Source organism: Azospirillum sp. BE72 (assembly GCF_031455875.1).
GTDB lineage: Bacteria > Pseudomonadota > Alphaproteobacteria > Azospirillales > Azospirillaceae > Azospirillum.
The window spans coordinates 365374-391115 of record NZ_JAVDTO010000003.1; the positions used below are offsets into that span (position 1 = coordinate 365374).

General features: G+C 67.8%; 22 protein-coding genes. 15 read left to right on the forward strand and 7 right to left on the reverse strand.

The window, feature by feature from the left end; translation table 11 throughout:
* Positions 1–53: 53 nt before the first annotated feature.
* From J2Y49_RS13260 to J2Y49_RS13270, 3 genes are all read left to right on the forward strand, one after another.
* Positions 54–419 carry a PleD family two-component system response regulator gene (locus J2Y49_RS13260; protein ID WP_149222953.1) on the forward strand — a complete coding sequence of 122 codons (366 nt, stop codon included), beginning with the start codon at positions 54–56 and terminating at the stop codon, positions 417–419.
* A 130-nt stretch (positions 420–549) separates the two neighbouring features.
* Positions 550–1716, forward strand: a complete 1167-nt coding sequence (locus J2Y49_RS13265; protein ID WP_310115324.1) for a chemotaxis response regulator protein-glutamate methylesterase — start codon at positions 550–552, stop codon at positions 1714–1716.
* Positions 1713–2552 carry a protein-glutamate O-methyltransferase CheR gene (locus tag J2Y49_RS13270; protein WP_108548501.1) on the forward strand — a complete coding sequence of 280 codons (840 nt, stop codon included), beginning with the start codon at positions 1713–1715 and terminating at the stop codon, positions 2550–2552. The genes J2Y49_RS13265 and J2Y49_RS13270 overlap by 4 nt, the downstream gene beginning before the upstream one ends.
* Before the next feature lie 57 nt (positions 2553–2609).
* Here J2Y49_RS13270 and J2Y49_RS13275 read toward each other — a convergent pair whose 3' ends face one another.
* The 4 genes from J2Y49_RS13275 to ctrA all read right to left on the reverse strand — a co-directional run bounded on the left by J2Y49_RS13275 (position 2610) and on the right by ctrA (position 4457).
* Positions 2610–2834, reverse strand: a complete 225-nt coding sequence (locus J2Y49_RS13275; RefSeq protein ID WP_014189667.1) for a hypothetical protein — start codon at positions 2832–2834, stop codon at positions 2610–2612.
* A 48-nt stretch (positions 2835–2882) separates the two neighbouring features.
* Positions 2883–3101 carry a hypothetical protein gene (locus J2Y49_RS13280; protein ID WP_310115325.1) on the reverse strand — a complete coding sequence of 73 codons (219 nt, stop codon included), beginning with the start codon at positions 3099–3101 and terminating at the stop codon, positions 2883–2885.
* 128 nt (positions 3102–3229) lie between these two features.
* Positions 3230–3439, reverse strand: coding sequence for a cold-shock protein (locus J2Y49_RS13285; protein ID WP_012977930.1), 210 nt, complete (start codon positions 3437–3439; stop codon positions 3230–3232).
* A 280-nt stretch (positions 3440–3719) separates the two neighbouring features.
* The gene (gene ctrA, locus J2Y49_RS13290; protein ID WP_149222957.1) at positions 3720–4457 is read right to left on the reverse strand and encodes a response regulator transcription factor CtrA; all 738 of its coding nucleotides are present in this window, start codon (positions 4455–4457) and stop codon (positions 3720–3722) included.
* A gap of 254 nt (positions 4458–4711) precedes the next feature.
* Between ctrA and fliI the strand changes: the two genes are divergently transcribed.
* Complete coding sequence (gene fliI / locus J2Y49_RS13295) at positions 4712–6049, forward strand: flagellar protein export ATPase FliI (protein WP_310115326.1); 1338 nt, start codon at positions 4712–4714, stop codon at positions 6047–6049.
* Complete coding sequence (locus J2Y49_RS13300) at positions 6046–6480, forward strand: flagellar export protein FliJ (RefSeq protein WP_310115327.1); 435 nt, start codon at positions 6046–6048, stop codon at positions 6478–6480. The genes fliI and J2Y49_RS13300 overlap by 4 nt, the downstream gene beginning before the upstream one ends.
* 38 nt (positions 6481–6518) lie before the next feature.
* On the opposite strand, the gene dnaE is transcribed toward J2Y49_RS13300, so the two are convergent.
* Positions 6519–10010 carry a DNA polymerase III subunit alpha gene (gene dnaE, locus J2Y49_RS13305; protein ID WP_310115328.1) on the reverse strand — a complete coding sequence of 1164 codons (3492 nt, stop codon included), beginning with the start codon at positions 10008–10010 and terminating at the stop codon, positions 6519–6521.
* 134 nt (positions 10011–10144) lie between these two features.
* Here dnaE and J2Y49_RS13310 point away from each other — a divergent pair, with 134 nt between their 5' ends.
* The 7 genes from J2Y49_RS13310 to J2Y49_RS13340 all read left to right on the forward strand — a co-directional run bounded on the left by J2Y49_RS13310 (position 10145) and on the right by J2Y49_RS13340 (position 17796).
* Positions 10145–10786: a hypothetical protein gene (locus J2Y49_RS13310; RefSeq protein WP_310115329.1), complete on the forward strand. Its 642-nt coding sequence runs from the start codon at positions 10145–10147 to the stop codon at positions 10784–10786.
* Between the two features lie 83 nt (positions 10787–10869).
* Positions 10870–11751: an EamA family transporter gene (locus tag J2Y49_RS13315; RefSeq protein ID WP_310115330.1), complete on the forward strand. Its 882-nt coding sequence runs from the start codon at positions 10870–10872 to the stop codon at positions 11749–11751.
* Positions 11752–11887: 136 nt separating this feature from the next.
* Positions 11888–14131, forward strand: coding sequence for a response regulator (locus J2Y49_RS13320; protein ID WP_310115331.1), 2244 nt, complete (start codon positions 11888–11890; stop codon positions 14129–14131).
* Between the two features lie 119 nt (positions 14132–14250).
* Positions 14251–14574, forward strand: coding sequence for a DUF2892 domain-containing protein (locus tag J2Y49_RS13325; RefSeq protein WP_310115332.1), 324 nt, complete (start codon positions 14251–14253; stop codon positions 14572–14574).
* 222 nt (positions 14575–14796) lie between these two features.
* Positions 14797–16611, forward strand: a complete 1815-nt coding sequence (gene ggt / locus J2Y49_RS13330) for a gamma-glutamyltransferase (RefSeq protein WP_310115333.1) — start codon at positions 14797–14799, stop codon at positions 16609–16611.
* A gap of 237 nt (positions 16612–16848) precedes the next feature.
* Positions 16849–17244, forward strand: coding sequence for a hypothetical protein (locus tag J2Y49_RS13335; protein WP_310115334.1), 396 nt, complete (start codon positions 16849–16851; stop codon positions 17242–17244).
* A 168-nt stretch (positions 17245–17412) separates the two neighbouring features.
* Positions 17413–17796: a hypothetical protein gene (locus J2Y49_RS13340; protein ID WP_310115335.1), complete on the forward strand. Its 384-nt coding sequence runs from the start codon at positions 17413–17415 to the stop codon at positions 17794–17796.
* 33 nt (positions 17797–17829) lie between these two features.
* On the opposite strand, the gene J2Y49_RS13345 is transcribed toward J2Y49_RS13340, so the two are convergent.
* Both J2Y49_RS13345 and J2Y49_RS13350 read right to left on the reverse strand, forming a co-directional pair.
* The gene (locus J2Y49_RS13345) at positions 17830–18891 is read right to left on the reverse strand and encodes an HD domain-containing phosphohydrolase (protein WP_310115336.1); all 1062 of its coding nucleotides are present in this window, start codon (positions 18889–18891) and stop codon (positions 17830–17832) included.
* Entirely contained in the window at positions 18888–19346 is a 459-nt protein-coding gene (locus J2Y49_RS13350; protein WP_310115337.1) for a response regulator, read from the reverse strand. Before J2Y49_RS13350 ends, J2Y49_RS13345 begins: the two co-directional genes overlap by 4 nt.
* 298 nt (positions 19347–19644) lie before the next feature.
* Here J2Y49_RS13350 and J2Y49_RS13355 point away from each other — a divergent pair, with 298 nt between their 5' ends.
* The 3 genes from J2Y49_RS13355 (at position 19645) to J2Y49_RS13365 (ending at position 25699) form a co-directional block, all read left to right on the forward strand.
* Positions 19645–20367 carry a response regulator transcription factor gene (locus J2Y49_RS13355; RefSeq protein WP_310115338.1) on the forward strand — a complete coding sequence of 241 codons (723 nt, stop codon included), beginning with the start codon at positions 19645–19647 and terminating at the stop codon, positions 20365–20367.
* A 182-nt stretch (positions 20368–20549) separates the two neighbouring features.
* The gene (locus tag J2Y49_RS13360) at positions 20550–22235 is read left to right on the forward strand and encodes a histidine kinase dimerization/phospho-acceptor domain-containing protein (protein WP_310115339.1); all 1686 of its coding nucleotides are present in this window, start codon (positions 20550–20552) and stop codon (positions 22233–22235) included.
* Positions 22235–25699 carry a PAS domain S-box protein gene (locus tag J2Y49_RS13365; protein WP_310115340.1) on the forward strand — a complete coding sequence of 1155 codons (3465 nt, stop codon included), beginning with the start codon at positions 22235–22237 and terminating at the stop codon, positions 25697–25699. Before J2Y49_RS13360 ends, J2Y49_RS13365 begins: the two co-directional genes overlap by 1 nt.
* Positions 25700–25742 lie beyond the last annotated feature (43 nt).

The window sequence follows — 25742 nt, forward strand, 5'->3', positions numbered from 1 at the left end:
TCCGGCCGGCCGGCTTCTCCGCCGACGAACAGATGACCTGAGGCCCTGCCGCAATGAAATCCTGCCTGGTGGTCGACGACAGCCGCGTGGTCCGCAAGGTCGCACGCAAGATCCTTGAAGAGCTGAACTTCACCTGCACCGAGGCGGAGGACGGCAAACAGGCGATGGAGGCCTGCGCGGCACAGATGCCCGATGCCATCCTGCTGGACTGGAACATGCCGGTGATGACCGGCATCGAGTTCCTGCGCCGGCTGCGCAAGATGAGCGGGGGCGAGCTGCCCAAGGTGGTCTTCTGCACCACCGAGAACGACCTCGCCCACATCCAGGAGGCGCTGTCCGCCGGGGCCAACGAATACATCATGAAGCCCTTCGACAGCGACATCATCCAGACCAAGTTCGTGCAAGTCGGCTTGCTGTGATCTCCTGCCCGTGCCGGACATGACCGTCCAGCATACGGCCGCCGGCTCATGAGCCGGTCGGGACAGGCTTCCTGTCTGAACGCTGGACAAGCCGCGTTGAACCAGTCGAGTTGAAAGGCGAATCGCCGATATGTCGGACAGTTTTGGCAGAGGCCCCCTCACCACCGCGCGACCGGCCAATCCGGATCCCGTCCGGGTCATGGTGGTGGACGACTCGGCCGTCATCCGCGGCTTGCTGACCCGTGCGCTGGAAGGAGACCCGGACATCCGGGTCGTCACCTCCGTGGGCGACGGCCAGATGGCGGTGAATTCGCTGCAGCGCAATTCGATCGACGTCATCGTGCTGGACATCGAGATGCCGGTGATGGACGGGCTGACCGCCATCCCGAAGCTGCTGGCGGTGGCGCCGCAGGTGAAGATCATCATGGCCTCCACGCTGACGCTGCGCGGGGCCGACATCTCCATCCGCTGCCTGTCGGCGGGTGCGGCCGATTACATTCCGAAGCCGACCTCCACCCGCGAGATCGGCGGGGCGGAGAACTTCAAGCGCGAGCTGGTCGCAAAGGTCAAGGCGCTGGGCGCCGCGGCGAAGCGTGCCGGGTCGCGCACCCGCGGTGAAATCCGCCCGCTGACCCCGGCGTCTCCGGTCGGGCTGCTCAAGCGCGAGGTCGGGCCGATCACCACCCGCCCGGCCCCGGCCGGCGCCATGGCGGTGAAGCCGGACGTGATCGCCATCGGCAGCTCCACCGGCGGCCCGCAGGCGCTGTTCGAGGTGCTGTCGCACCTGAAGGCCGGCGTCAGCCAGCCGATCCTGATCACCCAGCACATGCCGGCGACCTTCACCACCATCCTGGCCGAGCACATCACCCGCCAATGCGGGATCGATGCGCGCGAGGCCAAGGACGGCGAGCCGATCGTGCAGAACCGCTGCTACATCGCCCCCGGCGACTTCCACATGCTGGTTGCGCAGCGCGGCGGGGCCAACGTGATCACGCTCAGCAAGGATCCGCCGGAGAATTTCTGCCGCCCGGCCGTCGACCCGATGATGCGCTCGATCCTGAAGGCCTTCGGCGGCCGCAAGATCCTGGCCTGCATCCTGACCGGCATGGGGCAGGACGGGCTGAAGGGCTGCACCGACGTCGTCAACGGCGGCGGCATGCTGATCGCCCAGGACGAGGCGTCGAGCGTGGTCTGGGGCATGCCGGGTGCCGTGGCGCAAGCCGGCATCTGCAGCGCCATCCTGCCGCTCAAGGAAATCGGTCCCCATATCCGCAAGCTCGCTTCGAGGGCAGCATGAGAGTCGAAGATTTCGACATGTTCTCCACGCTGCTCAAGCAGCGTTCCGGCCTGGTCCTCACCCGCGACAAGGCCTACCTGCTCGAATCCCGGCTGATGCCGGTGGCGCGCAAGTGGAACATGAAGGGGCTGGAGGAGCTGGCGACCACCGTCCGCACCCGCAAGGACGAGGCGCTGCTGCGCGACATCACGGAAGCGATGACGACCAACGAGTCGTCTTTCTTCCGCGACCAGAAGCCCTTCGACCAGTTCAAGCAGCTGGTGCTGCCGAAACTGATGGAGGCGCGGGCGGCCAAGCGCAGTCTGCGCATCTGGTCGGCCGCCTGTTCGTCGGGGCAGGAAGCCTATTCGCTGTCGATGATCCTCAACGACGAGGCGGCGAAGCTGGCCGGCTGGCGCATCGAGATCGTCGGTACCGACATCTCGGCCGAAATGGTGGAGCGGGCGAAGTCCGGCGTCTACACCCAGTTCGAGGTGCAGCGCGGCCTTCCAATCACCATGCTGGTCAAACATTTCAAGCAGAACGGCGACAAGTGGCAGATCAGCCAGCAGCTGCGCCAGATGGTGTCGTTCCGCGAATGGAACCTGCTGGGCGATCTGTCGGCGCTCGGCCAGTTCGACATCGTCTTCTGCCGCAACGTGCTGATCTATTTCGACCAGCCGACGAAGGCGAAGGTCCTGGAGTCCATCTCCCGGCAGATGCCGCAGGACGGCGTTCTGTATCTGGGCGGTGCGGAAACGGTGCTGGGCATCACCGACAAGTTCAAGCCGGTGGAAGGCCAGCGCGGCCTGTACAGCCTGGGCGGCTTTTCCGCCGCCGGCGCCAGGGTGGCGTGAGAGCCTGTTGAAGAGCGACGGGGGCGGGAGAGCCGCCCCCATTCGATCACAGTAGCTTCAGGCCGAAGGCGTGATCGACTTGATCGGTCCGCGCGGGTTGCCGGACATCTCGGCGATCTTGCGGTCCTGCGCCTCGATGAAGGCGCGGATGGAATTCTCGCGGTCGAACTGGTCGATGTCGGACGTCGGCACCTTGCGGTTCGAGGTGCGCGCACCGTCCTGGTAGATCACATCGAACAGTGCAAAGGCGTTTTCGACGGGTTGTTTCTTCTGACGGGCCATGGCCTGTCCTCCGTATAATCGCGGTCGGCCGAAGGATCGGCCTTGCGGTCAAGCATTGTTGGTATCGGTCTTGGTATCGGTGTCGGTCGAGACGGCGTCATCCTGCACGTCCGCATCGTCCTGCCCGGTCTGTTCGCCATCGGTCTGAGTGCCGGCACGGCGGGCGGCGACCTCTTCCTCGCGGCGCTGAAGCTTTTCCTGCTTCCTCTGTTCCTTGGCCCGGTTGCGCTCGGCCCGCTGCTGGTTGTAGTTCGGTTTGAAAGCCATAGCGGTTCTCCTCTGGGCAGGTCCCGGCGGGACGTAGGCCCGGCGTATGGGCGGCACTGAATGCGCAACACGGAAAAAGGGCACCGGTTTCCCGATGCCCCTCTTTCCGCAGGTCGGCGGTCAGGCGGTCAGACCGCCTTCAGATTTTCCGCCGAGGTCTTGCCGCGCTTGGGATCGCGCTGCTCCTCGTAGGAAATCTTCTGGCCATCGACCAGGCTGCGCAGCCCGGCGCGTTCGACAGCGGAGATGTGAACGAACACATCCGGGCCGCCGCTTTCCGGCTGAATGAAACCGAAGCCCTTGGTGCTGTTGAACCATTTGACGGTGCCGACGGGCATGTCTGTCTCCCATAACGCGAAGGGCGCCGCACCACCGGTGCGGCGCATCAGACTGGATGTGGGATTGGCGGCCCCCGAATGCCCGCAATGGCATGCTCGCAACGGCGAAAAAAAGGGGGCTGAGCGTGGGGGCGTTTGAACGTCCCGCAGTCCGTAGCAGAATGACCTGCCTTACATGGGAACGCCCGGTCCGACTTTCAAGGCGAAAGACGTCCGGGCGTTCGATTGTGAGAGCGACAATGCCGCTCCACCTTTTCAGATGCCGGTTTTCAGATGGCAGTCAGCCGGCCGCCTGCTGCTGGGGCACGCGCGGCGGCGGGGGATTCGCTTCCGAGATTTCCTCGTGCGGGTCGCGCAGCACGTAACCGCGGCCCCACACCGTTTCGATGTAGTTGTCGCCTTGGGTGGCGGCGGCCAGCTTCTTGCGCAGCTTGCAGACGAAGACGTCGATGATCTTCAGTTCCGGCTCGTCCATTCCGCCATAGAGATGGTTCAGGAACATTTCCTTGGTCAGCGTCGTGCCCTTGCGCAGGCTCAACAACTCCAGGATGCCGTATTCCTTGCCGGTCAGGTGCAGCGGCGACTGGTCGACCTCCACCGTGCGGGTGTCGAGGTTGACGGTCAGGCGGCCGGTGCGGATGATGCTGTCCGAATGGCCCTTCGACCGGCGGACGATGGCCTGGATGCGGGCGATCAGTTCGCGCTTGTCGAACGGTTTGGTCAGGTAATCGTCGGCGCCGAAGCCCAGGCCCTTGATCTTGTTGTCCATCTCGGTCAGGCCCGAGAGAATCAGGATCGGGGTGGTCACGCGCGCGGCGCGCAGGCGGCGAAGAACCTCGTACCCGTCGATGTCCGGCAGCATCAGGTCGAGAATGATGATGTCGTAGTCATAGAGTTTGCCGATCTCCAGCCCGTCCTCACCCAGGTCGGTAGAGTCGACGATGAATCCTTCCGTGTTCAGCATCAGCTCGATGCTTTTGGCGACGGAGGAATCGTCTTCAACCAGCAGAACCCTCATGGCGATATCCCGACGTTTGATGGCGCGCTTTCGCTACCCGACCCCCGAAATGGTCCCCGGTCCTTGATGACCGATTTCAACCATCCCGTTTACACAAGTTAACAGACGATTCAGCTTAACGCCAGTGCCAAGCGCTTACACAACGTTAATCCTTCCATCGCAAGATGCGATCATGGTGGTTAACGTCGCCTCCGTCCACAGAACTACCACTTAATAGGAGCGCGTCCCGTCTTGGGGATGTCGGTATCCGACTCATGCCGTTTGATTTCGACCAGCTGATCCGCGACATCGACCAGATTCCAGACCGCAGCCGTTACGGCCGCGTCACCGCCGTGTCCGGCCTCATGGTCGAGGTCGGCGGGATCGAGAAGGAATTGTCGGTCGGCGGCCGCTGCATCGTGGAGACGCGCGACCGCCGGCAGGTCCCCTGTGAAGTGGTGGGATTCCGTCAGGGCCGGGCGCTGGCCATGCCCTTCGGTGCGCTGGACGGGGTGGGGCTGGGCTGCCGCGCGCTGGTTGCGGGCGATCAGGCGCAGATCTTCCCCACCGACGCCTGGCTCGGCCGCGTCGTCAACGCGCTGGGTCAACCGGTGGACGGCAAGGGACCGCTGCCCAAGGGGCCGCGCGGAACGCCGATCCGCAACAGCCCGCCCAACGCCCACGCCCGCGCCCGGGTGGGACAGAAGCTGGACCTTGGAATCCGCGCCATCAACGCCTTCCTGACCTGCTGCCTGGGTCAGCGCATGGGCATCTTCGCCGGCTCCGGCGTCGGCAAATCCTCGGTGATGTCGATGCTGGCCCGCTTTTCCGGTGCCGAAATCGCGGTGATCGGGCTGATCGGCGAGCGTGGCCGCGAGCTTCAGGAGTTCATCACCGAGGACCTCGGCGAGCAGGGACTAGCCCGCAGCATCGTCGTCTGCGCGACATCGGACGAGGCGCCGTTGATGCGCCGGCAGGCCGCCTACATGACGCTGGCGGTGGCCGAGCATTTCCGCGACGAGGGCCGCAATGTCCTGTGCATGATGGACAGCGTCACCCGCTTCGCCATGGCCCAGCGCGAGATCGGCCTGTCGGCCGGCGAGCCGCCGACAACCAAGGGCTATCCGCCGACCGTCTTCGCCGAATTGCCGCGCCTGCTGGAGCGTGCGGGGCCGGGGCTGGTCGGCTCGGGCACCATCACCGGCCTGTTCACCGTGCTGGTGGATGGCGACGACCACAACGAACCCATCGCCGACGCCGTGCGCGGCATCCTGGACGGTCATATCGTGCTGGAGCGCCAGATCGGCGAGCGCGGGCGCTATCCCGCCATCAACATCCTGCGCAGCGTGTCGCGCACCATGCCCGGCTGCAACACGCCGAACGAGAACGAGCTGGTCGGCCATGCCCGGCGCCTGCTGTCGTCCTACGACAACATGGCCGAGATGATCCGGCTGGGCGCCTATCGCCGCGGTTCCGACCCGCAGGTGGACGAGGCGATCCACTTTCAGCCGGCGCTGGAGGCTTTCCTGAAGCAGGGCAAGCGCGAAGCCACCGATCTGGAGACCAGCTACGCCATGCTGGCTGAAATCTTTGGGGTGCAGTGGCCGCAATGAGCCTGAAGACCATCATCCGCCTGCAGAAGCTGCAACTGGACGAGAAGCGTCGCGTCCTGGCGGAACTCCACACGCTGGCCGACCGGCTGCGCAACGAGATCGAGAAGGTGAAGCAGGAGATCGCGCACGAACAGGACACGGTTCGCGACGATTTCTCCGTCTCCTTCACCTATTCCAACTTCGCCCAGGCGGCGCTGGAGCGCGGCCGCCGGCTCGGCCAATCGCTGGCCCAGGTGGAAGCGCAGATCGAGATCGCCACCGACGAGATGGCCGAAGCCTTCCAGGAGCTGAAACGCTACGAGCTGGCGGAGGAGGAGCGGCAGAAGCGCGAGCGCGACAAGCAGAAGCGCAAGGATGCCGCGATGCTGGACGAAACCGCCCTGGTCGGCTTCCGCCGCCGTCAGGCGGAGGAGGAAGCGGCCGGCGGGTGAGTGCCCCGCCGGCCGCTTCCTCCTCCGCCCGCCGGTCCTTACAACTCCGCCACCTCGACCACGCCCGGCACCGCCTTCAGGGCCGAGCGGCTCTGCGCGGTGATGGTGTAACTGCCGGGCAGCTCGATCTCGACCTCCTTCAGCGGGTCGATCTCCACCAGCACGTTGATCCGGCTCTTGCCGCGGGACAGCCGGTCCAGCGTGGCGCGCAGATGCTCGATCGGGGTAGGGTCGCGCAGGACGACGCGCAGGCCGGCGCTGACCGAGGCGACGGCCTCCTCCAGCGGCTTGATCTCCTGGCAGGTCAGGCGGATCTCTTCGCCGTTCAACTGGACATCGACGGTCAGCAGGACCGCGTTGCCCGGCTCCAGCAGGGCGCGGTTGGCCGCCAGGATTTCCGAGAACAGTGTGACCTCGTAGCCGCCGGCGGCGTCCGACAGCTCGACGAAGGCGAAGCGGTTGCCGGACTTGGAGGTCTTCTCCTTCTTCGACACGATGATGCCGGCCATTGCGCGGCGGGTCATGCCGCCGGACTTGGCGACGTTCGCCAAATCGGCCGAGCGCACCACCTTCATGCGGCCGAGCGGGCCGGAATAGGCGTCCAGCGGGTGGGCCGACAGGTAGAAGCCGATTGCGCCGAACTCGTGCTTCAGTTTCTCCAGCGGTTCCCAATCCTTGACCTTGGGCAGATCCGGTTCGGGCAGGCCGCCCCCGCCCCCACCGAAGAGGTTGCCGATGCCGCTGTCGCGCTCCGCCGCCTCCGCCTGGGCATAGCGGATGATGGTTTCCAGCGCGGCATGGACCTGGGCGCGGTTGGGGTTCAGCCCGTCGAAGGCGCCGGCGCAGGCGAGATTTTCGAGCTGGCGCTTGTTGATGGTCTTCAAATCCAGCCGGCGGGCGAAGTCGAACAGGCTCTTGAACGGACCGTTCTTCCGCCGCTCCTCCACCACCGCCCTCATGGCGGGCTGGCCGACGCCCTTGACCGCGGCCAGCGCGTATCGCACCGCCTTGGTTCCGTCGGCCAGCTGCTCCACCCCGAAGATGGAGTCGGATCTGTTGATGTCCGGCGTCAGCAGCTTGACGCGCAGCCGGGCCAGTTCCTGCCGGAAGACGTTCAGCTTGTCGGTGTTGCCGAGGTCGAGCGTCATCGACGCCGCCATGAACTCCACCGGGTGGTTCGCCTTGAGATACGCCGTGTGATAGGCGACCAGGGCATAGGCGGCGGCGTGGGACTTGTTGAAGCCGTAGCCGGCGAACTTCATGACCTGATCGAAGATCAGGCTGGCCAGCTCGGCCTTCACGCCGCGCGCCTCTGCGCCGTCGCAGAAGATCTTGCGCTGGTTGTCCATCTCCTCCTTGATCTTCTTGCCCATGGCGCGGCGCAGAAGATCGGCGCCGCCCAGCGAATAGCCGGACAGCACCTGGGCGATCTGCATGACCTGTTCCTGGTAGATCATGATCCCGAAGGTTTCCTTCAGGATGCCTTCCAGGCTGTCATGCATGTAGTCGGCTTTTTCCTCGCCGTTCTTCACCCGGATGTATTTCGGGATGTTGTCCATCGGGCCGGGACGGTAGAGCGACACCAGCGCGATGATGTCCTCCAGCCGGTTCGGCTTCAGCCGGCGCAGAACGTCGCGCATGCCCGAGCTTTCCAGCTGGAACACGCCGGTCGCCTCGGCCCGGCTGAGCAGCTGGTAGCTTTTCTCGTCGTCCAGCGGGACGGTGGTCAGGTCCGGCTTCTCGGGAATCAGGTCGACCGCCGTCTTCAGCACGGTCAACGTCTTCAGGCCGAGGAAGTCGAACTTCACCAGACCGGCCTGTTCGACATACTTCATGTTGAACTGGGTGACGGGCATGTCCGAGCGCGGGTCTCGGTAGAGCGGCACCAGTTCCTGCAGCGGACGGTCGCCGATCACCACACCGGCGGCGTGGGTCGAGGCGTGGCGGTAGAGCCCTTCCAGCTTCAGCGCGATGTCGATCAGGTGGCGCACGGTGTCGTCGCCGTCGCGCGCCTGCCGCAGCATCTCCTCGCTGTCCAGCGCCTGCTGGAGGGTCACCGGGTTGGCCGGGTTGTTCGGCACCATCTTGCAGATCTTGTCGACCTGACCGTAGGGCATCTGCAGCACGCGGCCGACGTCGCGCAGCACGGCGCGCGCCTGCAGCTTACCGAAGGTGATGATCTGGGCGACGCGGTCGTAGCCGTACTTGTTCTGGACGTAGCGGATGACCTCTTCGCGGCGGTCCTGGCAGAAGTCGATGTCGAAGTCGGGCATCGACACGCGCTCGGGGTTCAGGAACCGCTCGAACAGCAGGCCGAAGCGCAGCGGGTCGAGGTCGGTGATGGTCAGCGCCCAGGCGACGACGGAACCGGCGCCCGACCCGCGGCCCGGACCGACGGGGATGTCGTGGTTCTTCGCCCATTTGATGAAGTCCGACACGATCAGGAAGTAGCCGGGGAACTTCATCTTGACGATGACGTCCAGCTCGAACTCCAGCCGCTCGAAATAGGTCTTGCGGGTTTCCTCCCGCTGTTCCGGCGTCATGTCGGGCGTGAAGACGACCTTCTCCAGCCGCATCTCCAGGCCGGCGCGCGACTGGGCGCGCAGCTCGTCGTCCTCGGTGCGGCCGCCTTCGCAGGCGAAGGGGGGCAGGATCGGCTTGATCGGCTTCAGCAGGAAGGAACAGCGCCGGGCGATGGCGACCGTGTTGTCCACCGCCTCCGGCAGGTCGGCGAACAGCAGCCGCATCTCCTCCGCCGACTTGAAGCGGTGGTCGGGGGTCAGGCGGCGGCGGTCCTCCTGGCTGAGATAGGCGCCCTCGGCGATGCAGAGCAGCGCGTCGTGCGCCTCGTACATGTCGGCGGTGGCGAAATAGCAGTCGTTGGTGGCGACCAGCGGCAGGTGATGGGCATAGGCGAGGTCGATCAGCGCCGGCTCGATGGCGTTCTCGATGGCAGCGAAATGGCCGCGCCCGCCCTCGTGCCGCTGCAATTCGACATAGAGGCGGCCGGGGAAGAGACGCTTCAGGCGCTCCAGAACGTCGAGCGCCAAGTCCTTCTGCCCCTCGTGCAGCAGCCGGCCGATGGAGCCGCCGGGGCCGCCGGTCAGCGCGATCAGCCCGGCGGACCGCCCCTCCAGCGCGTCGAGCGTCACCTGCGGGCCGGCCAGCGGGTCCGATTCGAGGAAGGCCTTGGACACCAGCGCCGTCAGGTTGCGGTAGCCCTCCTCGTTCTGGCAGAGCAGGACGATCTGGTCGGGAGTGGCCGCCGCCTTGCCGGGCAGGCCGGGCTTCGTCTGGGCCGGGCCGACGCGGGTGATGCCCAGCACGGTGCCGATGATCGGCTGAACGCCGGCATCGGACGCCGCCAGCGCGAATTCCAGCGCACCGAACAGGTTGCCGGTGTCGGTGACCGCGACGGCCGGCATCTGCTGCTTGAGGCAGAGCTTGACCAGCTCCTTCACCTTGATCGCACCTTCCGACAGCGAATAGGCCGAATGGACGCGCAGGTGGATGAAGTCGGCGTGGGGCATGGCAACCAAGGGCTTGCTGCGACAGGGCCCCCGGTTCTAGCACAGGCGGGGCGGTCGCCGCGACGGTCGCCGGATGCATGCGAACGTGGTATGCAGATCGCCGCATCACGTTCAGGGATGGGGAGGACGCCGCGATGGATCGGCTGCACCTTGCACCCGTCGTCCGACTGCGGCCGGCCTTCATGAGCCGCCGCGCCGTCCGGGCGGCGACGCCTTTGGCCCTGTTGACCGGCCTCGTGCTGGCGCTCGCCGCCTGCGAGACGGTGCCTCCTCCTCCGGCCCCGCCGCCGCCCGCCGCGGGTCTGCCGGACGGACCGGCCAAGCCCTTCAGCGCCGGCAAGGGCTGGACCGTCACCATCCACACGCCCTCTGGCGGCAAGGCTTTTTGCGTTGCGGAGCGCGGTATTGCGGTCGGCCAGGATGCCGCTCCGCGCCTGACCTTCCGCACCGCCTCGACCGAATCGGGTTTCATCCTGTCGGGCTTCACCCCGTCGGACAGCGGCGCGGCGGTGAAGCCCGGCGAGCGCTATGACCTGACGGCCAGCCTGGACCAGGGATCGCGGATGTCGCTGAGTGCCCGCGGCCTGCCCAACGGCAGCCTCTATGTCGCCATCCCGACCAAGAGCTACCTTGAGGATCTGGAACTGCTCGCCCGCGCCCGCCGCGTCAGCTTCCGCAGCAGCGGCCTGGGCGATATCGGCACGATGGTGCTGGCGGGGTCGTCCTGGGCGATCAACGCGTCGGACGAATGCCGGATCCTGCATGCCGATCCCTGACTGGACCGCGCAGGTCAGCCCCGCGACGGGAACGTCCAACCTCTGATTGACCGGTCCGGCGGCGCCCGTTTAGCTTGCCGATCATGCGTGCTTCCCACATTCTGCTCGCGGTGGCGGTCGCCGCCGTCTGGGGCTTCAACTTCGTCGCGATCAAGGTCGGATTGCGCGATTTCCCGCCGCTGCTCTTCTCCTGCCTGCGCTTCGCGCTGGCGGCGCTGCCGATCCTGGTGCTGGGTTGGGCCAAGGGGCCGCCGGTGCCCTGGCGGTTCGTGATCGGCATCGGCGTGATGCTGGGGGTGGTGAAGTTCCCGCTGCTGTTCCTGGGCATCGACGTCGGCATGCCGGCCGGGCTCGCCTCGCTGGTCCTCCAGGCGCAGGCTTTCTTCACCGCTATCTTCGCCGCCCTGATGCTGGGCGACCGGCCGGGGCCGCGGCAGATCGCCGGCATGGTCGTCGCCTTCGCCGGAGTAGGCCTGATCGCGCTGGAGATGCCGGCGGGCGACTCGCTGCTCGGCCTTGCCCTGACACTGGCGGCGGCAGCAGCCTGGGGCGTGTCGAACATCGTGATGAAGCAGGCCAAGGCGCCCGACCTGTTCAGACTGATGGTCTGGGTCAGCCTGATTCCGCCGCTGCCGCTGCTGGCGATGTCGCTGGCGCTGGAGGGGCCGGAGCGCATCGCCCACGCCTTCACCACCCTGACGGTCGTCGGCGTCGGCTCGCTGGTCTACATCGCGGCGGGGGCGACGCTGTTCGGCTTCGCCGCCTGGGGCTTCCTGATGCGGCATTATCCGGCCAGCCTCGTCGCTCCCTTCTCGCTGCTCGTGCCCATCTTCGGCATGAGTTCCAGCGCGCTCCTTCTGGGCGAGACCTTCACCGCGGCCAAGCTGGCCGGCGGGCTGCTGGTCTTCGCCGGCCTTGCCCTGTCGGTGCTGAAGCTGCCGGGGCCCATGCGGGCGCGCGCCTGATCCGGTGCCGCCCTGATGGCGGCCGTCAAGGTCCTATTAGCCTTGACGGTCTTGACGGGACGCTATGGCGTCCGGATCATTCCAGTTGATAAGTTAGACACTACACCATAGGCCTGCCTTGATCTCTTCCGACAGGATGGCGCAACCGGACGGTGGGCTGCCGAAGTCCCCGATCGGGCAGTGGCTGGTCCATCTGCGCGCCAGCCGACCGCTGCGCCTCCTTCTGCTGATCGGCGGGCTGTCGGTCGCCGTCCTGCTGGCGGCGACGGTCCACTATATCGGCAGCATGCACGAGCGCGAGATGGAGGGGGCGGAGCGCGAGCTGTCGACCCTGAACCTGTCGCTGGCCGAACAGACGACCCGCGCGATGCAGAGCGTCGATCTGGTCCTGGCCACCATCATCGATCAGATGAAGTCGGAAGGGATCGCCACGCCCGGCGACTATGTCCGCCGGATGGGCGGGCGCGACACCCACCAGATGTTGCGGGCGCGGATCTCCGGCCTGCCGCAACTGGACGCGGTGACGATGATCGCGGCCGACGGGCACCTGATCAACTTCTCGCGCTATTACCCGATACCGCCGGTCAATGTGGCCGACCGCGATTACTTCGCCTATCTGCGCGACCACGACACCGCGGAGCCCTTCATCAGCGAACCGGTGCAGAACCGCGGCAACGGCAGCTGGACCATCTATCTGGCCCGCCGCATCAGCGGGCCGGACGGCAGCTTCGTCGGCCTCGTGCTGGGCGCCATCGAGCTCAGCTATTTCGAACGGCTGTACAAGGCGCTGCAGCCCGACGGCGACGGCAGCATCAGCCTGTGGCGGCGCGACGGCATCCTGCTGGCCCGCTATCCGTTCCTGCCCGACATCGGCCGTCCGCTGGGCCAGCGCCTCTTCCTGGAGGTGCTGCAGACGGCCCGGTCGGGCGTCTATCTCGCTCCCATCGGGCTGAATGACGGACCGCGGATGGTGGCGACTCGGGCACTGGCCGATTATCCGCTGGTCGTCAACGTCACCCGCAAGCTGGAGGCGGTGCTGAGCGAGTGGCGCATCCAGGCCTGGACCATCGGGGCCGCCGGCACCATCGGTGTCGCCGCGCTGCTGTTGTCCTTATGGGCGCTGGCCCGCCAGTTCAGCGCCTACGAGGCGGCGACCCAGGCGATGGACGCCGCCCGCCTTGCGGTGGAGGGGCGCGAAAAGGCGGAGCACGCCCTGCGCCAGAGTCAGAAGATGGAGGCGATCGGCCAGCTGACCGGCGGGGTCGCCCATGATTTCAATAACCTGCTCCAGGCCATCGGCATCAACCTGCATGTCATCGACAGCCGCAGCGACGACGAGCGCATCACCGGCCCGGCCCGTCTGGCCCTGCAGGCGGTGGAGCGGGGCGCCACCCTGACCCAGCATCTGCTGGCCTTCTCGCGCCGGCAGCAGCTTCGGCCGATCCCGGTCGACGTCGCCGGGCTGGTGGAGCGGATCAGCCGCCTGCTCGGCCGCACGCTGGGCCAGTCGGTGCGGATCGAGGTGGAGGTCGCCCCCGGCCTATGGGCGGCGATGATCGACCCGACCCAGCTGGAAATGGCCCTGCTGAATCTTGCACTGAACGCCCGCGACGCCATGCCCGGCGGCGGCACCCTGTGGATCACGGCAGCCAACCGGACGGTCGCCGCCGACGCGGTGCCCAACCTCTCCGCCGGCGACTATGTGGTGCTGCGGGTGTGCGACACCGGCACCGGCATGCCGGCCGAGGTCGCCGCCCGCGCCTTCGAACCCTTCTTCACCACCAAGGAGGTCGGGCGCGGCACCGGCCTCGGGCTCAGCATGGTGCATGGGCTGGCGACCCAGTCGGGCGGCGGGGTGGAGCTGGACAGCCGGCCGGGGCGTGGCACCACGGTGACGCTCTACCTGCCGCGCGCCCTGACGGATCCGGCCGCCGCGTCGGCTGGCGGAATGGGAGCGGGGGACACTGCCGCGACCGGAATCGGTGCCGGGGGCGATGTCGGTGCCGGGGGCGGCTGCGCCGTCCTGCTGGTGGATGACGAGGAACTGGTGCGCACCGCCACCGCCGAATATCTGGCGCAGGCCGGCTTTTCGGTGCGGGAGGCGGCCGACGCGGCGGCGGCGCTGTCCCTGCTCGACCACGGCTTCCGGCCGGACGTGATCGTCACCGACCACATGATGCCGGGAATGACCGGGCTGGACATGGCCCGCGCCCTGCGCGCCAGGAAGGATGCCACGCCGATCCTGATGGTCACCGGCTATGCCCAGGATCTGACCACCACCGCTGCAGCCCAGGAAGTGGCGTTGACCGTACTGTCCAAGCCGGTGGAACCGTCGCGGCTGGCCCGCTCCATCCGCCACATGGCGGCGGCCGAGGACTGAACGCCCGCGGCCTTTGGGCAACGGCCGGGGGGCGGCCGGGGTGGCGGCAGGGGAGGGAACAGACGGGGATGTACCGCGTTGGAAGGGGCATCCCACCCCCATTTTCCTCCGGAGCAGCCATGAACGCCCAATCCTCGATCCGCCATGCCTATGACAGCGTCTTCGAAGGCCACACCAACATGGGCATGGGCGAGCGCATCGTCTCGACCGGTCTCGGCCTTGCCGTCGCGGCGGGCGGCCTGCGCAAGGGCGCCAGCATTCCCGGCGCCATCATGGGGCTGGTCGGGGCCGCCCTGGTCGCCCGCGGCATGAGCGGCCACTGCCCGGTGAAGGAGCGCCTGTCCGGCGGCCATCAGGACGCCCTGGGCCATGATGGCTCCCACGGCTCCTTCGACGGCGGCTCCGGCAGCATGAGCCGGTCGCGGATGGCGGAGACCTACTGAGTGCCCCTTGCCGACAGGAATGACGGCCGCGCCGTGAGCCGCGTCGCAATCCATTCACCGGCCGTCACAGTCCATTCACGGGGATGAGCGACGCCATTAACCCTGATGGTGAATTGTTGGGTAGACCAGCGACGGGGTGAAGACCGGGGACCGCGGGTGTGACATCCTGCGGGGCCCGGGTTGCAGCCCCCGACCTGTCGTCCCGCTCAGGAGATTCACCGCATGTGGTTTCCCGCTTTACGGTCCCGTTCCTCCATCGCGGCGGTGGCGGCGCTCTGCGTCGGCTCGGCCCTGGTCCTGCCCCTGGTCCTGCCGGCTCCAGTCCTTGCCCAGAAGGCTCCTCAACAGGTTCCGGCAGCTGCCCCCACCACCACCTCGGCCCCGCCGTCGGTCCGCTACGACATCGGCTACGACATCTTCTATCCCGTCCGTTCGCAGAACGGGATGGTAGCCTCGGAGCACCGGCTGGCGACGGAGATCGGCGTCGACATCCTCAAGCGCGGCGGCAATGCGGTCGACGCGGCGGTCGCCGTCGGCTTCGCGCTGGCGGTGGTGCTGCCCAACGCCGGCAATGTCGGCGGCGGCGGATTCATGATCGTCCATGACGCGGCCAGCGGGAAGGACGTCGCCATCGACTTCCGCGAGATGGCACCGGCCAAGGCCTTCCGCGACATGTATCTGGACGCCCAGGGCAAGGTCGTGCCGGACCGCTCGCTCTACACCCATCTGGCGGTGGGCATTCCCGGCACGGTCGCCGGGCTTGCCCACGCGCTGGAAACATACGGCACGATGCCGCTGCCCGACGTGATGGCCCCGGCGATCAGGCTGGCGCGCGAAGGCTACACCGTCACCCCGCAGCTTGCCGGCCTGCTGGAGGTCGAACGCGACCATCTGGCCAAATGGGACGCCACGCGCGCCGTCTTCTTCAAGGGCGATGGCCCGCTGACCGCCGGGGAGACGCTGGTCAACCCCGACCTCGCCAACTCGCTGGAGATGATCGCCCGCCAGGGGCCGAAGGCCTTCTACGAGGGGGAGATCGCCGAGAAGATCGCGGCGGAGATGGCCCGCCATGGCGGCTATGTCACCAAGGAGGATCTGAAGTCCTACAAGGTGGTGGAGCGCGAGCCGGTCAGCGGCAGCTACCGCGGCTATACGGTGAAGTCGATGCCGCCGCCCAGCTCCGGCGGGACGCACATCATCCAGATGCTGAACATGCTGGAGCGCTGGCCGCTGAAGGAGTACGGCCCGGCCAGTGCCCGGTCGATCCATCTGATGGCTGAGTCCATGAAGCTCGCCTATGCCGACCGCTCCGAATATCTGGGCGACCCCGACTTCACCAAGGTGCCGGTGAAGGGCCTGACCTCGCGCAAATATGCCGACGAACTGGCGGCGAAGATCGATCCGGAGAAGGCGACCCCGGCCAGCAGCATCAAGCCCGGCAAGCCGGCGCCCTACGAGAGCGATCAGACCACCCATTATTCGGTGGCGGACAGCCGGGGCAACGTGGTCAGCACCACCTACACGCTGAACCTCAATTTCGGTAGCGGTATCGTCGCCGCGGGCACCGGCATCCTGCTGAACAACGAGATGGACGACTTCTCGGCCAAGCCGGGCGTGCCCAATGCCTTCGGGCTGATCGGCGGCGAGGCCAACGCCATTCAGGCCTTCAAGCGGCCGCTCAGCTCCATGTCGCCGACCATCGTGCTGAAGGACGGCAAGCCCTGGCTGGTCACCGGCAGCCCCGGCGGCAGCCGCATCATCACCACCACCATGGAAACGGTGATCGACCACATCGACTTCGGCATGAACCCGGCCGAGGCGGCTGCCCTGCCGCGCGTCCATCACCAGTGGACCCCCGACGAGCTGCGGGTGGAGAAGGGCCTCAGCCCCGACACGATCCGCCTGCTGGAGCAGATGGGCCACAAGGTGGCGGTGAAGCCGACGATGGGCCGCACCCAGACCATCCAGCTGCGCGAGGACGGGTTGTACGGCTATTCCGACCCCCGCAATCCCGACGGCATGACGCTTGGATACTGAAAAGGCGGATTGACCGAACGGTATGAGCCGCAAGGAAAGAAGGACGCCCGGCGGAGGCTGGGCGTTACAATTCCCGTGTACAAAGAAAAAGCGTCGTGCTTTGGTAACCTTTGATCCGCCGTGCCGGGGGGCACGGGGTCGCGAGGGCTAGGGGCTCGTTCGGATAAGGCAACGGAACAGTTGGCTTAAGGCGGGCCGGTCGGTTAGCCTTTGCAGGAGTGAACCGGAGCATTTGCCGTGGACAAGGCCTTGGTCGAAAAGAACCGCGAGTGGACCTATCAGCGTGAGGGAAAGCAGCCCGTCACCATCCGGGTCGCCGATTTCGAACGCGAGGGGAAGCGCATCGTCGCCTTCCTGGAACAGACCGACATCGTCAAGGCGGCCGGCTCGCCCCAGCCGGCCGTGAACGATTGGCCCGGCATCGCCGAAGCCTATGCGAAGGAACAGGGCGTCGCGCTCGGCGACATCTATTGGTACGAGCTGCACCCGCGACGCTTCGCCAACGGCCGTCCCAACGTGTCGGAATACCGGCCGGGCATGGCCGAATGGCGGTTCGAGACCAGCATCCCGCTCGCCCGCGCCATCGTGGAGCAGCTGGGCTTCGACCCCGACAACCTGCCGCTCGACATCTGATCGATCCGATCGGCCCGCATATGGCCCCGCGCGCAGCCCCTGTGATGCGCCGCGGGGCCGGTGTATGATGCCCTGTCGGGCATGTCTGCGGCGGGACCGCCGGGTGTCGCGACCGGGAGACGGATGATGAAGACGGTGCGGAGGGCGTTTGCCCTGGGTTCTGTGATGATGGCGACCGCGGTTGCCGCTGCGGTGGCCTTGGTTCCTGGACCGGCGCAGGCGCGCACGTCGGTGTCGGTCGGCATCGGCTTCGGGCCGATCTTCCCGGGTTACGGCTATTACCAGCCCTACCGCTACTACGCGCCGCCTCCGCCGGTGGTGCAGTATTACGCGCCGCCACCGGTGGTCTATGCGCCACCGCCTCCGGTGGTGCAGTATTACAACCCGCCCCCCGCCGCCATCGGCGTCGATCCGGCCGGCCCGGTCTATTACTCGCGCAGTGGTCAGCAATGCCGCGAATACCAGAGCCGCGCCATGGTCGGCGGCCGGTCGCAGCCGGTCTACGGCACCGCCTGCCTGCAGCCCGACGGTACCTGGCGTATTGTCAATTAGGGGCGCATCGTCAACTGAGTGTGCCGCCGGTCGTCACGCATCCTCCGGGACGATCTCCGGCAGGTCGTCGGCATTCTCGCGGTGGATGGTGCAGACCTCGTCCCAGCGCGACAGGAAGGCGTCGAGCAGGGCGGGGTCGAAGTGGCGGCCGCGCTGCTCGATCATGAAGCTGCGCGCCTCCTCCAGCGTCCACGACCGCTTGTAGGGCCGGGTGGAGGTGAGGGCGTCGAACACGTCGGCGATGGCGACGATGCGGCCGGACAGCGGGATGGCGGTGCCGGACAGACCGTTGGGATAGCCGCTGCCGTCGAACTTCTCGTGATGGCTGAGCGCAATCTCCGCCGCCAGCCGCAGCAGCGGGATGTCGCTGTTGGCCAGGATACGGTGGCCGATGGCGGCGTGCTGGCGCATCACCGTCATCTCCTCAGGCGTCAGCCGCCCCGGTTTCAGCAGGATCATGTCGGCGATGCCGATCTTGCCGATGTCGTGCATCGGCGCCGCCTTCTGCAGTTCATGGGCATAGGCGCCGCCGCAGCCCGCCGCCTCGGCGATGAGGCGCGAATAGAGCGCCATCCGCTCGATATGGGCGCCGGTTTCGGGGTCGCGGTATTCGGACGCGCGCGACAGGCGGTTGACCAGCTCCTCTCCCTGGCGCTGGAGGGCGGCGGTCACCCGCTCCACCTCGTCGGCCAGCAGGGCGGCGCGGTCGCGCAGCAGGGCGCGGCTCTGGCGCAGGGCCAGCAGGTTGCGCAGGCGGGCCTGCACCTCCGGTACCACGATCGGCTTGGTCAGGAAATCGCTGCAGCCCTCGTCCAGCGCCCGCACCCGGATGTCCACCGCCGTGTTGGCGGTGATCATCACCACCGGAACATTGTCCAGCCGCGAATCATCGCGGATGTGGCGCAGCAGCTCCATGCCGTCCATGTCCGGCATCATCTGGTCCAGCAGGATCAGGTCGGGCTCGTTCCCGCGCAGCCACTCCATGGCGTCCAGCGGGTTGTCCATGGCGATGGGCTCCGCATCGTCCAGACGGCGGACGATGGCGCCCATGATGAACAGGTTGGTGCGGTCGTCGTCGACGATGAGGATGTTCATCCGGCGGCACCTTCCTTGCGGGCGGCGATCAGCCGGCCGGCTTCCGCCAGCAGGGCCGACAGGTCGACCGGCTTTTCGAACGCCGCGTCGGCCCCCAGCAGTCGGGCCATTCCCGGCAGCTCCATGCGCAGCCGCAGGCTGCCGCCGGTTACCGCGATCAATGGCGGGCGCGATGGTTGTTCCTTCAGCCGCAGGATCACCTCGTATCCATCGGCCTCGGGCATGATGATGTCGGTCACGACCAGATCGACGGTCTGGCCGGCCAGGATCGCCATGGCGGCGTTGCCGTTCTCGGCCTCGTGGACGGTGTAGCCGGCGCGTGTGAAGGCGATGCGGGTCATCCCGCGGAAATCGGGATCATCGTCGACCAGCAGGATGGTGCCGGGCTTTGGGTCGGCGGCGGTCGCGGGGGAGGGGGCGGGATGCGCCCGCAACTCGTATAGGGTCATGTCCATGGTCGCCGCTTCCGTCGCCCGCCTTGATGCCGGCGGGCTGCGCTGGATAGGATCGCTGAGCCTCACCATAACCGGATGCGACCCTCCGCGGCGGTTGAGTCTGGGATAGCAGGATCAGAAAATAGGATAGTGGGGATATTATCCCGCGGGCGGCAAGGAGTGGCTTCGCTGAAGCATGTTCCAATGTGACCGACGTGAAATATATGGAAGCCACGAAAACTTAAGATTTCGACCGGCATAAGGGGGAATGCTGATATAACGAATCGGGCGGGTGCCGAGGGTTGGCGGAGGCTGTTTGATGAAGATCTTGGTGGCAGACGACCATCCCCTGTTCCGGGATGCGCTTGAGCTGTCGGTCCGGCAGGCTTGGCCGGATGCCGAGGTTGGCTGCATCGGTTCGCTGCTGGAACTGCCGGCGGTGCGGCAGGTTCCCGACGGCGCACCCGCCCCGGCTTTCCGTTACGACCTGATCGTGCTGGACTGGCGCATGCCGGGTGCCGAGGGAAGCAACCCGGTCAGCGTGCTGCGCCAAGCCGGGATTCAAGGACCGGTCGCCGTGGTGACGGGGGCGGAGGACCCGCTGACCGCGCTGGAGGTGCTGCGCTGCGGTGCCGAAGCCTATCTGCCGAAGACCACGCCGCGCCGCGTCCTGGCGCAGGCCCTCCGGCTGGTGGCGGAGGGCGGCAGCTTCGTGCCGAAATGCGTGGCGCTCGACCTGATGCACATGACCGACCTGTCGCTCGACATCGACGAGGCGGACGACGCCGAGGATCCCGTGGCGGAGGGGGAGGGGGTGCTGTCGTCCCCCCTGACCGACCGGGAACAGCAGGTGCTGTCCATGCTCGCCACCGGGGCGACCAACAAGGAGATCGGCCGCCATCTGAGCCTGCAGGAGGTGACGGTCAAGCTGCACACCCGCCGCATTCTGCGCAAGCTGGGTGCCCGCAACCGTACCGATGCCGTCCGCCGGGCCCAGCAGGCGGGACTGCTGTCGCGCAGCCTGGACGAGGCGTCGTCCTGACCGGGCGGGGCCGCCTTGGGAGCGGGGCGGCCAGGGTGACACATAGGGCCGATCCCAGCGGCGCTATCCCCACCCTTCTGGTATAGTCCCTCTCCATCCGGTCGCGTCTCCTGCCCCGCCCGCCGTCAGGTCCGCCACAAGGCGGGGGCGCAACCGCAAATGGCCGCACTCCCGAGTCGCCGATGAGCCCATCCGACCATTCCCTGCCACGGCCGACCGTTCCGCCGGCCCCTGCACCTGCTGCCGGCCGAGATACGTCCGGCAATGCCGTCGCGGCGCCGGCATTGGCCGCGCTGGCAGGTGCGGCGGTGCTGCTCCTGCCCGTGCTCGACCCGCTGAGCGGTGCTGCCCCCTGGGCGCTTCCCCTGGTTGCCGCCGGCACCGGCGCGGCAGCCGGGCTGGCGCTTTTCCGTGGCTGGGCCGCACACCGCCGGCCGGCGGGACCGGTGCAGCAGCGCCTAGCGCCCACCACACCGCCCACCGCTTCCCCGCTGGCCGAGCAAGGGAATGCACAGGCGAGAAGCGCCGCGGACGCCGCCCGGATCGCCGCGCTGGAGGAGGCGCTGCACGAGATGCGGCTCCGGATGTCGGCCGCGCTGCGCGCCCAGCAGATGGCGGCGATGGACGCCCGTGCCGAACTGGCCTGCACCATCGTGCACGACCTCAACAACGCGCTGGGGGCCGTGGCCGGTTATGCCGATTTCCTCGCCGCCGACCTGCCGGCCGACTCGCCCCAGGCCGACTATGCCGAGAGAATTCTGAAGGCTGTTCAACGCGCCCGCCCGGAATTCCGCCGTCTGGTGACGGCGGCAAGAATGGAGCCGGCCGCCGTCGTCCAGGAGCGGGCGGGCAAGGTGCTGGACGAGGCCGCTGCCCTTCTGCGCACCGCGTCGGCGACGCCGGCCTGCCTGGCGGTCCGGCTCGACCCCGCCGCGCCCGATCCCCTCTGCGATGCCGGGATGCTGGCGCGGACGCTGGCCGGACTGGTGGCGGAGATCGTGCTGGCGACCGGTGCAGGCACCGATTTGCGGTTCTGCCTGCGGTCCGGCTCTTCCGGCCTTCCCGGCGGCCCGCCTTGCGGGGGGTCCCACAGGGAAGCTGCCGGCGGAGACCCGGATTCGCGTGAGGGCGAGGACGCGGCGGGCGCCGGCTGGCATGTGCGCCGGCTCCTGCAGCCGCGGGAAGGCCTGCATACGCTGTTCGAACTGCGCGTCAACGGCGCGCCATTGGCCGACGACCTGCTGTTCGCCCTGGTCGACCCGCTGCTGTCCGTCCGCACGCGCTACCGGCGCGGCCAGCCGGCGCGGGAGGATGGCGACTGGCCCACGGCCCTGTCGACGGCGCGGCGCCACGATGGCGGCCTCAGCCTGCTGACCCATCCTGTCGAAGGCGCGGCCATCCGCCTCTACATTCCCGCCGTTTCACCTCCCCGGCCGGAGCCCGCGCCGGCAGCCCCCGTACCCCCATTGCGGCAGCGCAAGGCACCGGTGCTCCAGGTTCTGGTGGTGGAGGCCGACCCGGCGTCGGGCGACCGGTTCCAGACCGGTCTGGAACGGCAGGGCTTCGAGGTGTCCGTCTGCGACGATCTGCGCGATGCGCTGGACGTGGTCGCCGAGGAGCCGGGCTTTTTCGATGCGGTGGTGATCGGGCCGGGCTTGAGCGCGCTGCCCGCGGGCATGGCTCTGGCTGGCCGTATCAAGGAATTGCGCAGCGATTTGCCCTGTGTCCTCTACGGCGGTGAAGCCCCGTGCGGACCTGCCGACCTCGTGCTGCCGACGCCGGTGGACCTGCCGCGGCTGGCGCGTGGGGTGGCGGCGCTCGCGGCGGGCGGGCCGGACAGAGCCCGGGCCGGCGGAGAGCGCGGCTGATGGGGGAGCGGCTTCAGCAGCATGGCTTCATCGCCGCCGTCTGGGCGGCGACCCTGGTGATCGCAGCCGGCCTGTGGGCGGCATCCCTGATGCTCGTCCATTACGACGACGCGGAGGCCATGGAGCGGGCCGAGCGCGACGGCGGCAATCTTGCCCGCGTCGTGGCCGAACAGGCGAACAGAACCATCGCCGAGGCCGACCAGATCCTTCTGTTCCTGATCGACGACTTCCGCGAGCACGGCGATGTGTGGAGCCACGGCGTGTCGCGGATGCTGCGGCAGGCGGTGGAACGGTCGGCGATCCTGGTCCAGCTCGCGATCATCGACGAACATGGCGACCTTACCTACACCAGCGTGGAGGACGCCCCCGCCCGCGTCCATCTGGCCGACCGCGAGCATTTCCGCGTCCACGCCAACAATCCCAAGACCGGCCTGTTCATCGGAAAGCCGGTGTTCGGCCGGGCGTCCGGCAAATGGTCGATCCAGCTGACACGCCGCATCGACCGCAAGGACGGCAGCTTCGCCGGCGTGCTGGTCGCGTCGATGGATCCCTTCTATTTCAGCCGCTCGCTGGAGGAACTGGACGTCGGTCCGAACGGTGCCGTGGCGATCGTCGGCACGGACGGCATCCTGCGCGCCCGTTCCCTGATGAACGACCGCATCATCGGCCGTGACGTGAACGATTCGGCGACGCTGGACATGGCGCGCCGCCAACCCACCGGCTTCCTGCGCACCGCCAGCGTGATCGACGGCATTCTGCGCCTGCAATCCTACCGCACCCTGTCGGCTTATCCGCTGATCGTCACGGCCGCCTTCGACGAGGCGTCCTTCATGGCCGATACCCGGCGGCGGCAGCGGATCTACCTGCTGGGAGCGACGGTCTGCAGCGTCGGCCTGTTCGGGCTGGCCCTGCTGGCGACGCGGCAGACGGCGCGGCTCACCGCGCTCGCCCGGCGCCTCGCCCAGAACGAGGAGCGGTTCCGCGACCAGGCGGAGACGGCGTCCGACTGGTTCTGGGAGATGGATGCGGATCTGCGCTTTTCCGGCCTGGCCGGTCCGCTGGTCCCGCACATCGCCAACGGCTCTCTGCCCATCGGCCTGCGGCGGGAGGATATCGCCCTGCGCGAGCCGGGGGATGCCGCCAGGTGGGAGGAGCATCGCCGCGTCATGGAACGGCGGGAACCGTTCCGCAACTTCCGCTACCGGGTGATGACGGCGGCCGGGCCGCGCTATTTCAGCGTCAGCGGCCGGCCGATCTTCGATCGGCGCGGTGAATTCCGCGGCTATCGCGGCTCCGCCACCGACATCACCGAGCGGGAGACGGCCGCCAACCGGCTTGCCTCGAGCGAGGCGCGCTACCGCGCCATGTTCGAGGCGGTCGGCCAGCCGATCGTCACCATCGACGAACACGGCACCGTCGACGCCTTCAACCGGGCGGCGGAGCGGCTGTTCGGCTATCGGGCGGCGGAGGTGCTGGGGGGACCGATGACCCGGCTGATGCCGGCCGCCGTCGGCGCGGTCCACGACGGGCTTCTGGCCACATATCGCGACAGCGGCGGCGACACCCCGCGGTCGGAGGTGCAGGAACTGACCGGGCGGCGCAAGGACGGCAGCGAGTTCCCGTTGGAGGCGTCGCTGGCCGGCTGGCGGGAAGGAGACCGCCGCTATGTCACCGGTGCGCTCCGCGACGTCACCGCCCAGCGCGAGATCGAGGCCAGCCTGCGCCGTGCCAAGGAGGCCGCCGATCAGGCCAACCGCGCCAAGGGCGAGTTCCTGGCCACCATGAGCCACGAGATCCGCACGCCGATGAACGGCGTTCTGGGCGCGCTCGCCCTGGTGGACGGCCCCAACCTGGACGAGGAGCAGCGCCAGCTCCTGGACGTCGCCAACCGGTCGGGCAAGGCGCTGCTGCAGATCATCGACGACATCCTCGACCTGTCCAAGCTGGAGGCCGGCAAGGCGGAGGTCGAGCCGGCGGATTTCGAACTGCGCGCCGTGATGCGCGACTGCATCGACCTGCTGGAACCGACGGCCGGCGGACGCGGCCTGATCCTGACGCGGGAGGTGGCTCCGGCGGTGCCGGACCGCGTGCGCGCAGATCTGCGGCGCATCCGGCAGGTGCTGGTCAATCTGGTCGGCAACGCGCTGAAATTCACCCAACGGGGCGGCGTCGCCGTGCGGGTCGGGCTGGAGGGGGAGGCCGTGCCGGGCCGTCCCTTCTTCCTTCGGTTCGAGGTGGCCGACACCGGCATCGGCATTCCGGAGGACGTGCAGCCGACCCTGTTCCGCCGCTTTACCCAAGGCGACAGCTCCACCACCCGGCGCTTCGGCGGAACCGGGCTGGGGCTGGCGATCAGCCGCGAACTGGTGACGCTGATGGGCGGGCGGATCGGCGTCGTCAGCGCCGAGGGCAAGGGCAGCACCTTCTGGTTCACCGTGCGCTGCGAACCCGCCGCCGACCCGTGCGACGGCGTCCCGACCGCGCCTTGCGCCCCGGAACCGGAGCCGCAGGGGGCGCCGCAGGGCGGGTGGGGAACGGAGGAAACCTGCGGCCTGCGCGTGCTGGTGGCCGAGGACAACGAGATCAACCGCGACATCGTCGTCACCATGCTGCGCCGCGCCGGCCACCGGGTGACGGCGGTGGAGGACGGGCTGCAGGCCGTGCGACTGGTGGAGGAGGACCGATTCGATCTGGTGCTGATGGATGTGCAGATGCCGGTGATGGACGGCGTCACCGCCACCCGCCACATCCGAGCCATGCCGGGTCCGGCATCCCGCCTGCCCATCGTGGCGCTGACCGGCAACGTCATGCCGGGCCACCGCGCCGAGTATCTCGCCGCCGGCATGACCGCCTACCTGACCAAGCCCATCGTATCGGCCGACCTGTTCGAGATGCTGGGCAGCGTGTCGAAATCCCGGACGGAGGAGCCATCCGGCACGGGCGCCGCCGGTCCTCAGCAGTCCTCTTCGGACGCAGGAGCGAGGGAGACCGTCTCCGCGCCGGCGGGCCCATCGCCGGCTTCGGCTCCGGCGGATGCCGAACTGTGGCGGTCCGCACCGCTTCTCGACGCCGGGCAGGCGGAGTCCCTGCGTGCGGTGATCGGCGAAGAGACCTGGGCGAGGACGGTGAGCGCCTTCCGGCAGACGGTGGACGACGGCATCGCCGCGATCCGGGAAGGCAACCGGCTGGCCGGGCAGGGCGGTGCGGGAGATGGGCCCGGCAATTCCCCGGCCCATCTCCTTCGCATCGCCCACACGCTGAAGGGGACGGCGGCCAACATCGGTGCCGTGCGCTTGAGCCGTCTGGCCTCGCTGATGGAACAACGGCTGCAGTCGTCCGGCACCTGCCCGCCCGACGACCCGCTGTACGAGGCGCTGGGGGAGGTCGCCGCCGCCACCAAGGAGGTGCTGACACCGCGCCTGCAGCCTTTGGAAAGCCCTGGAAGTCGAAGCGAGATGGTTTGAAGCAACAGTAATTCTGCAGCTAGAATTTTTGTTGCTCAATGGC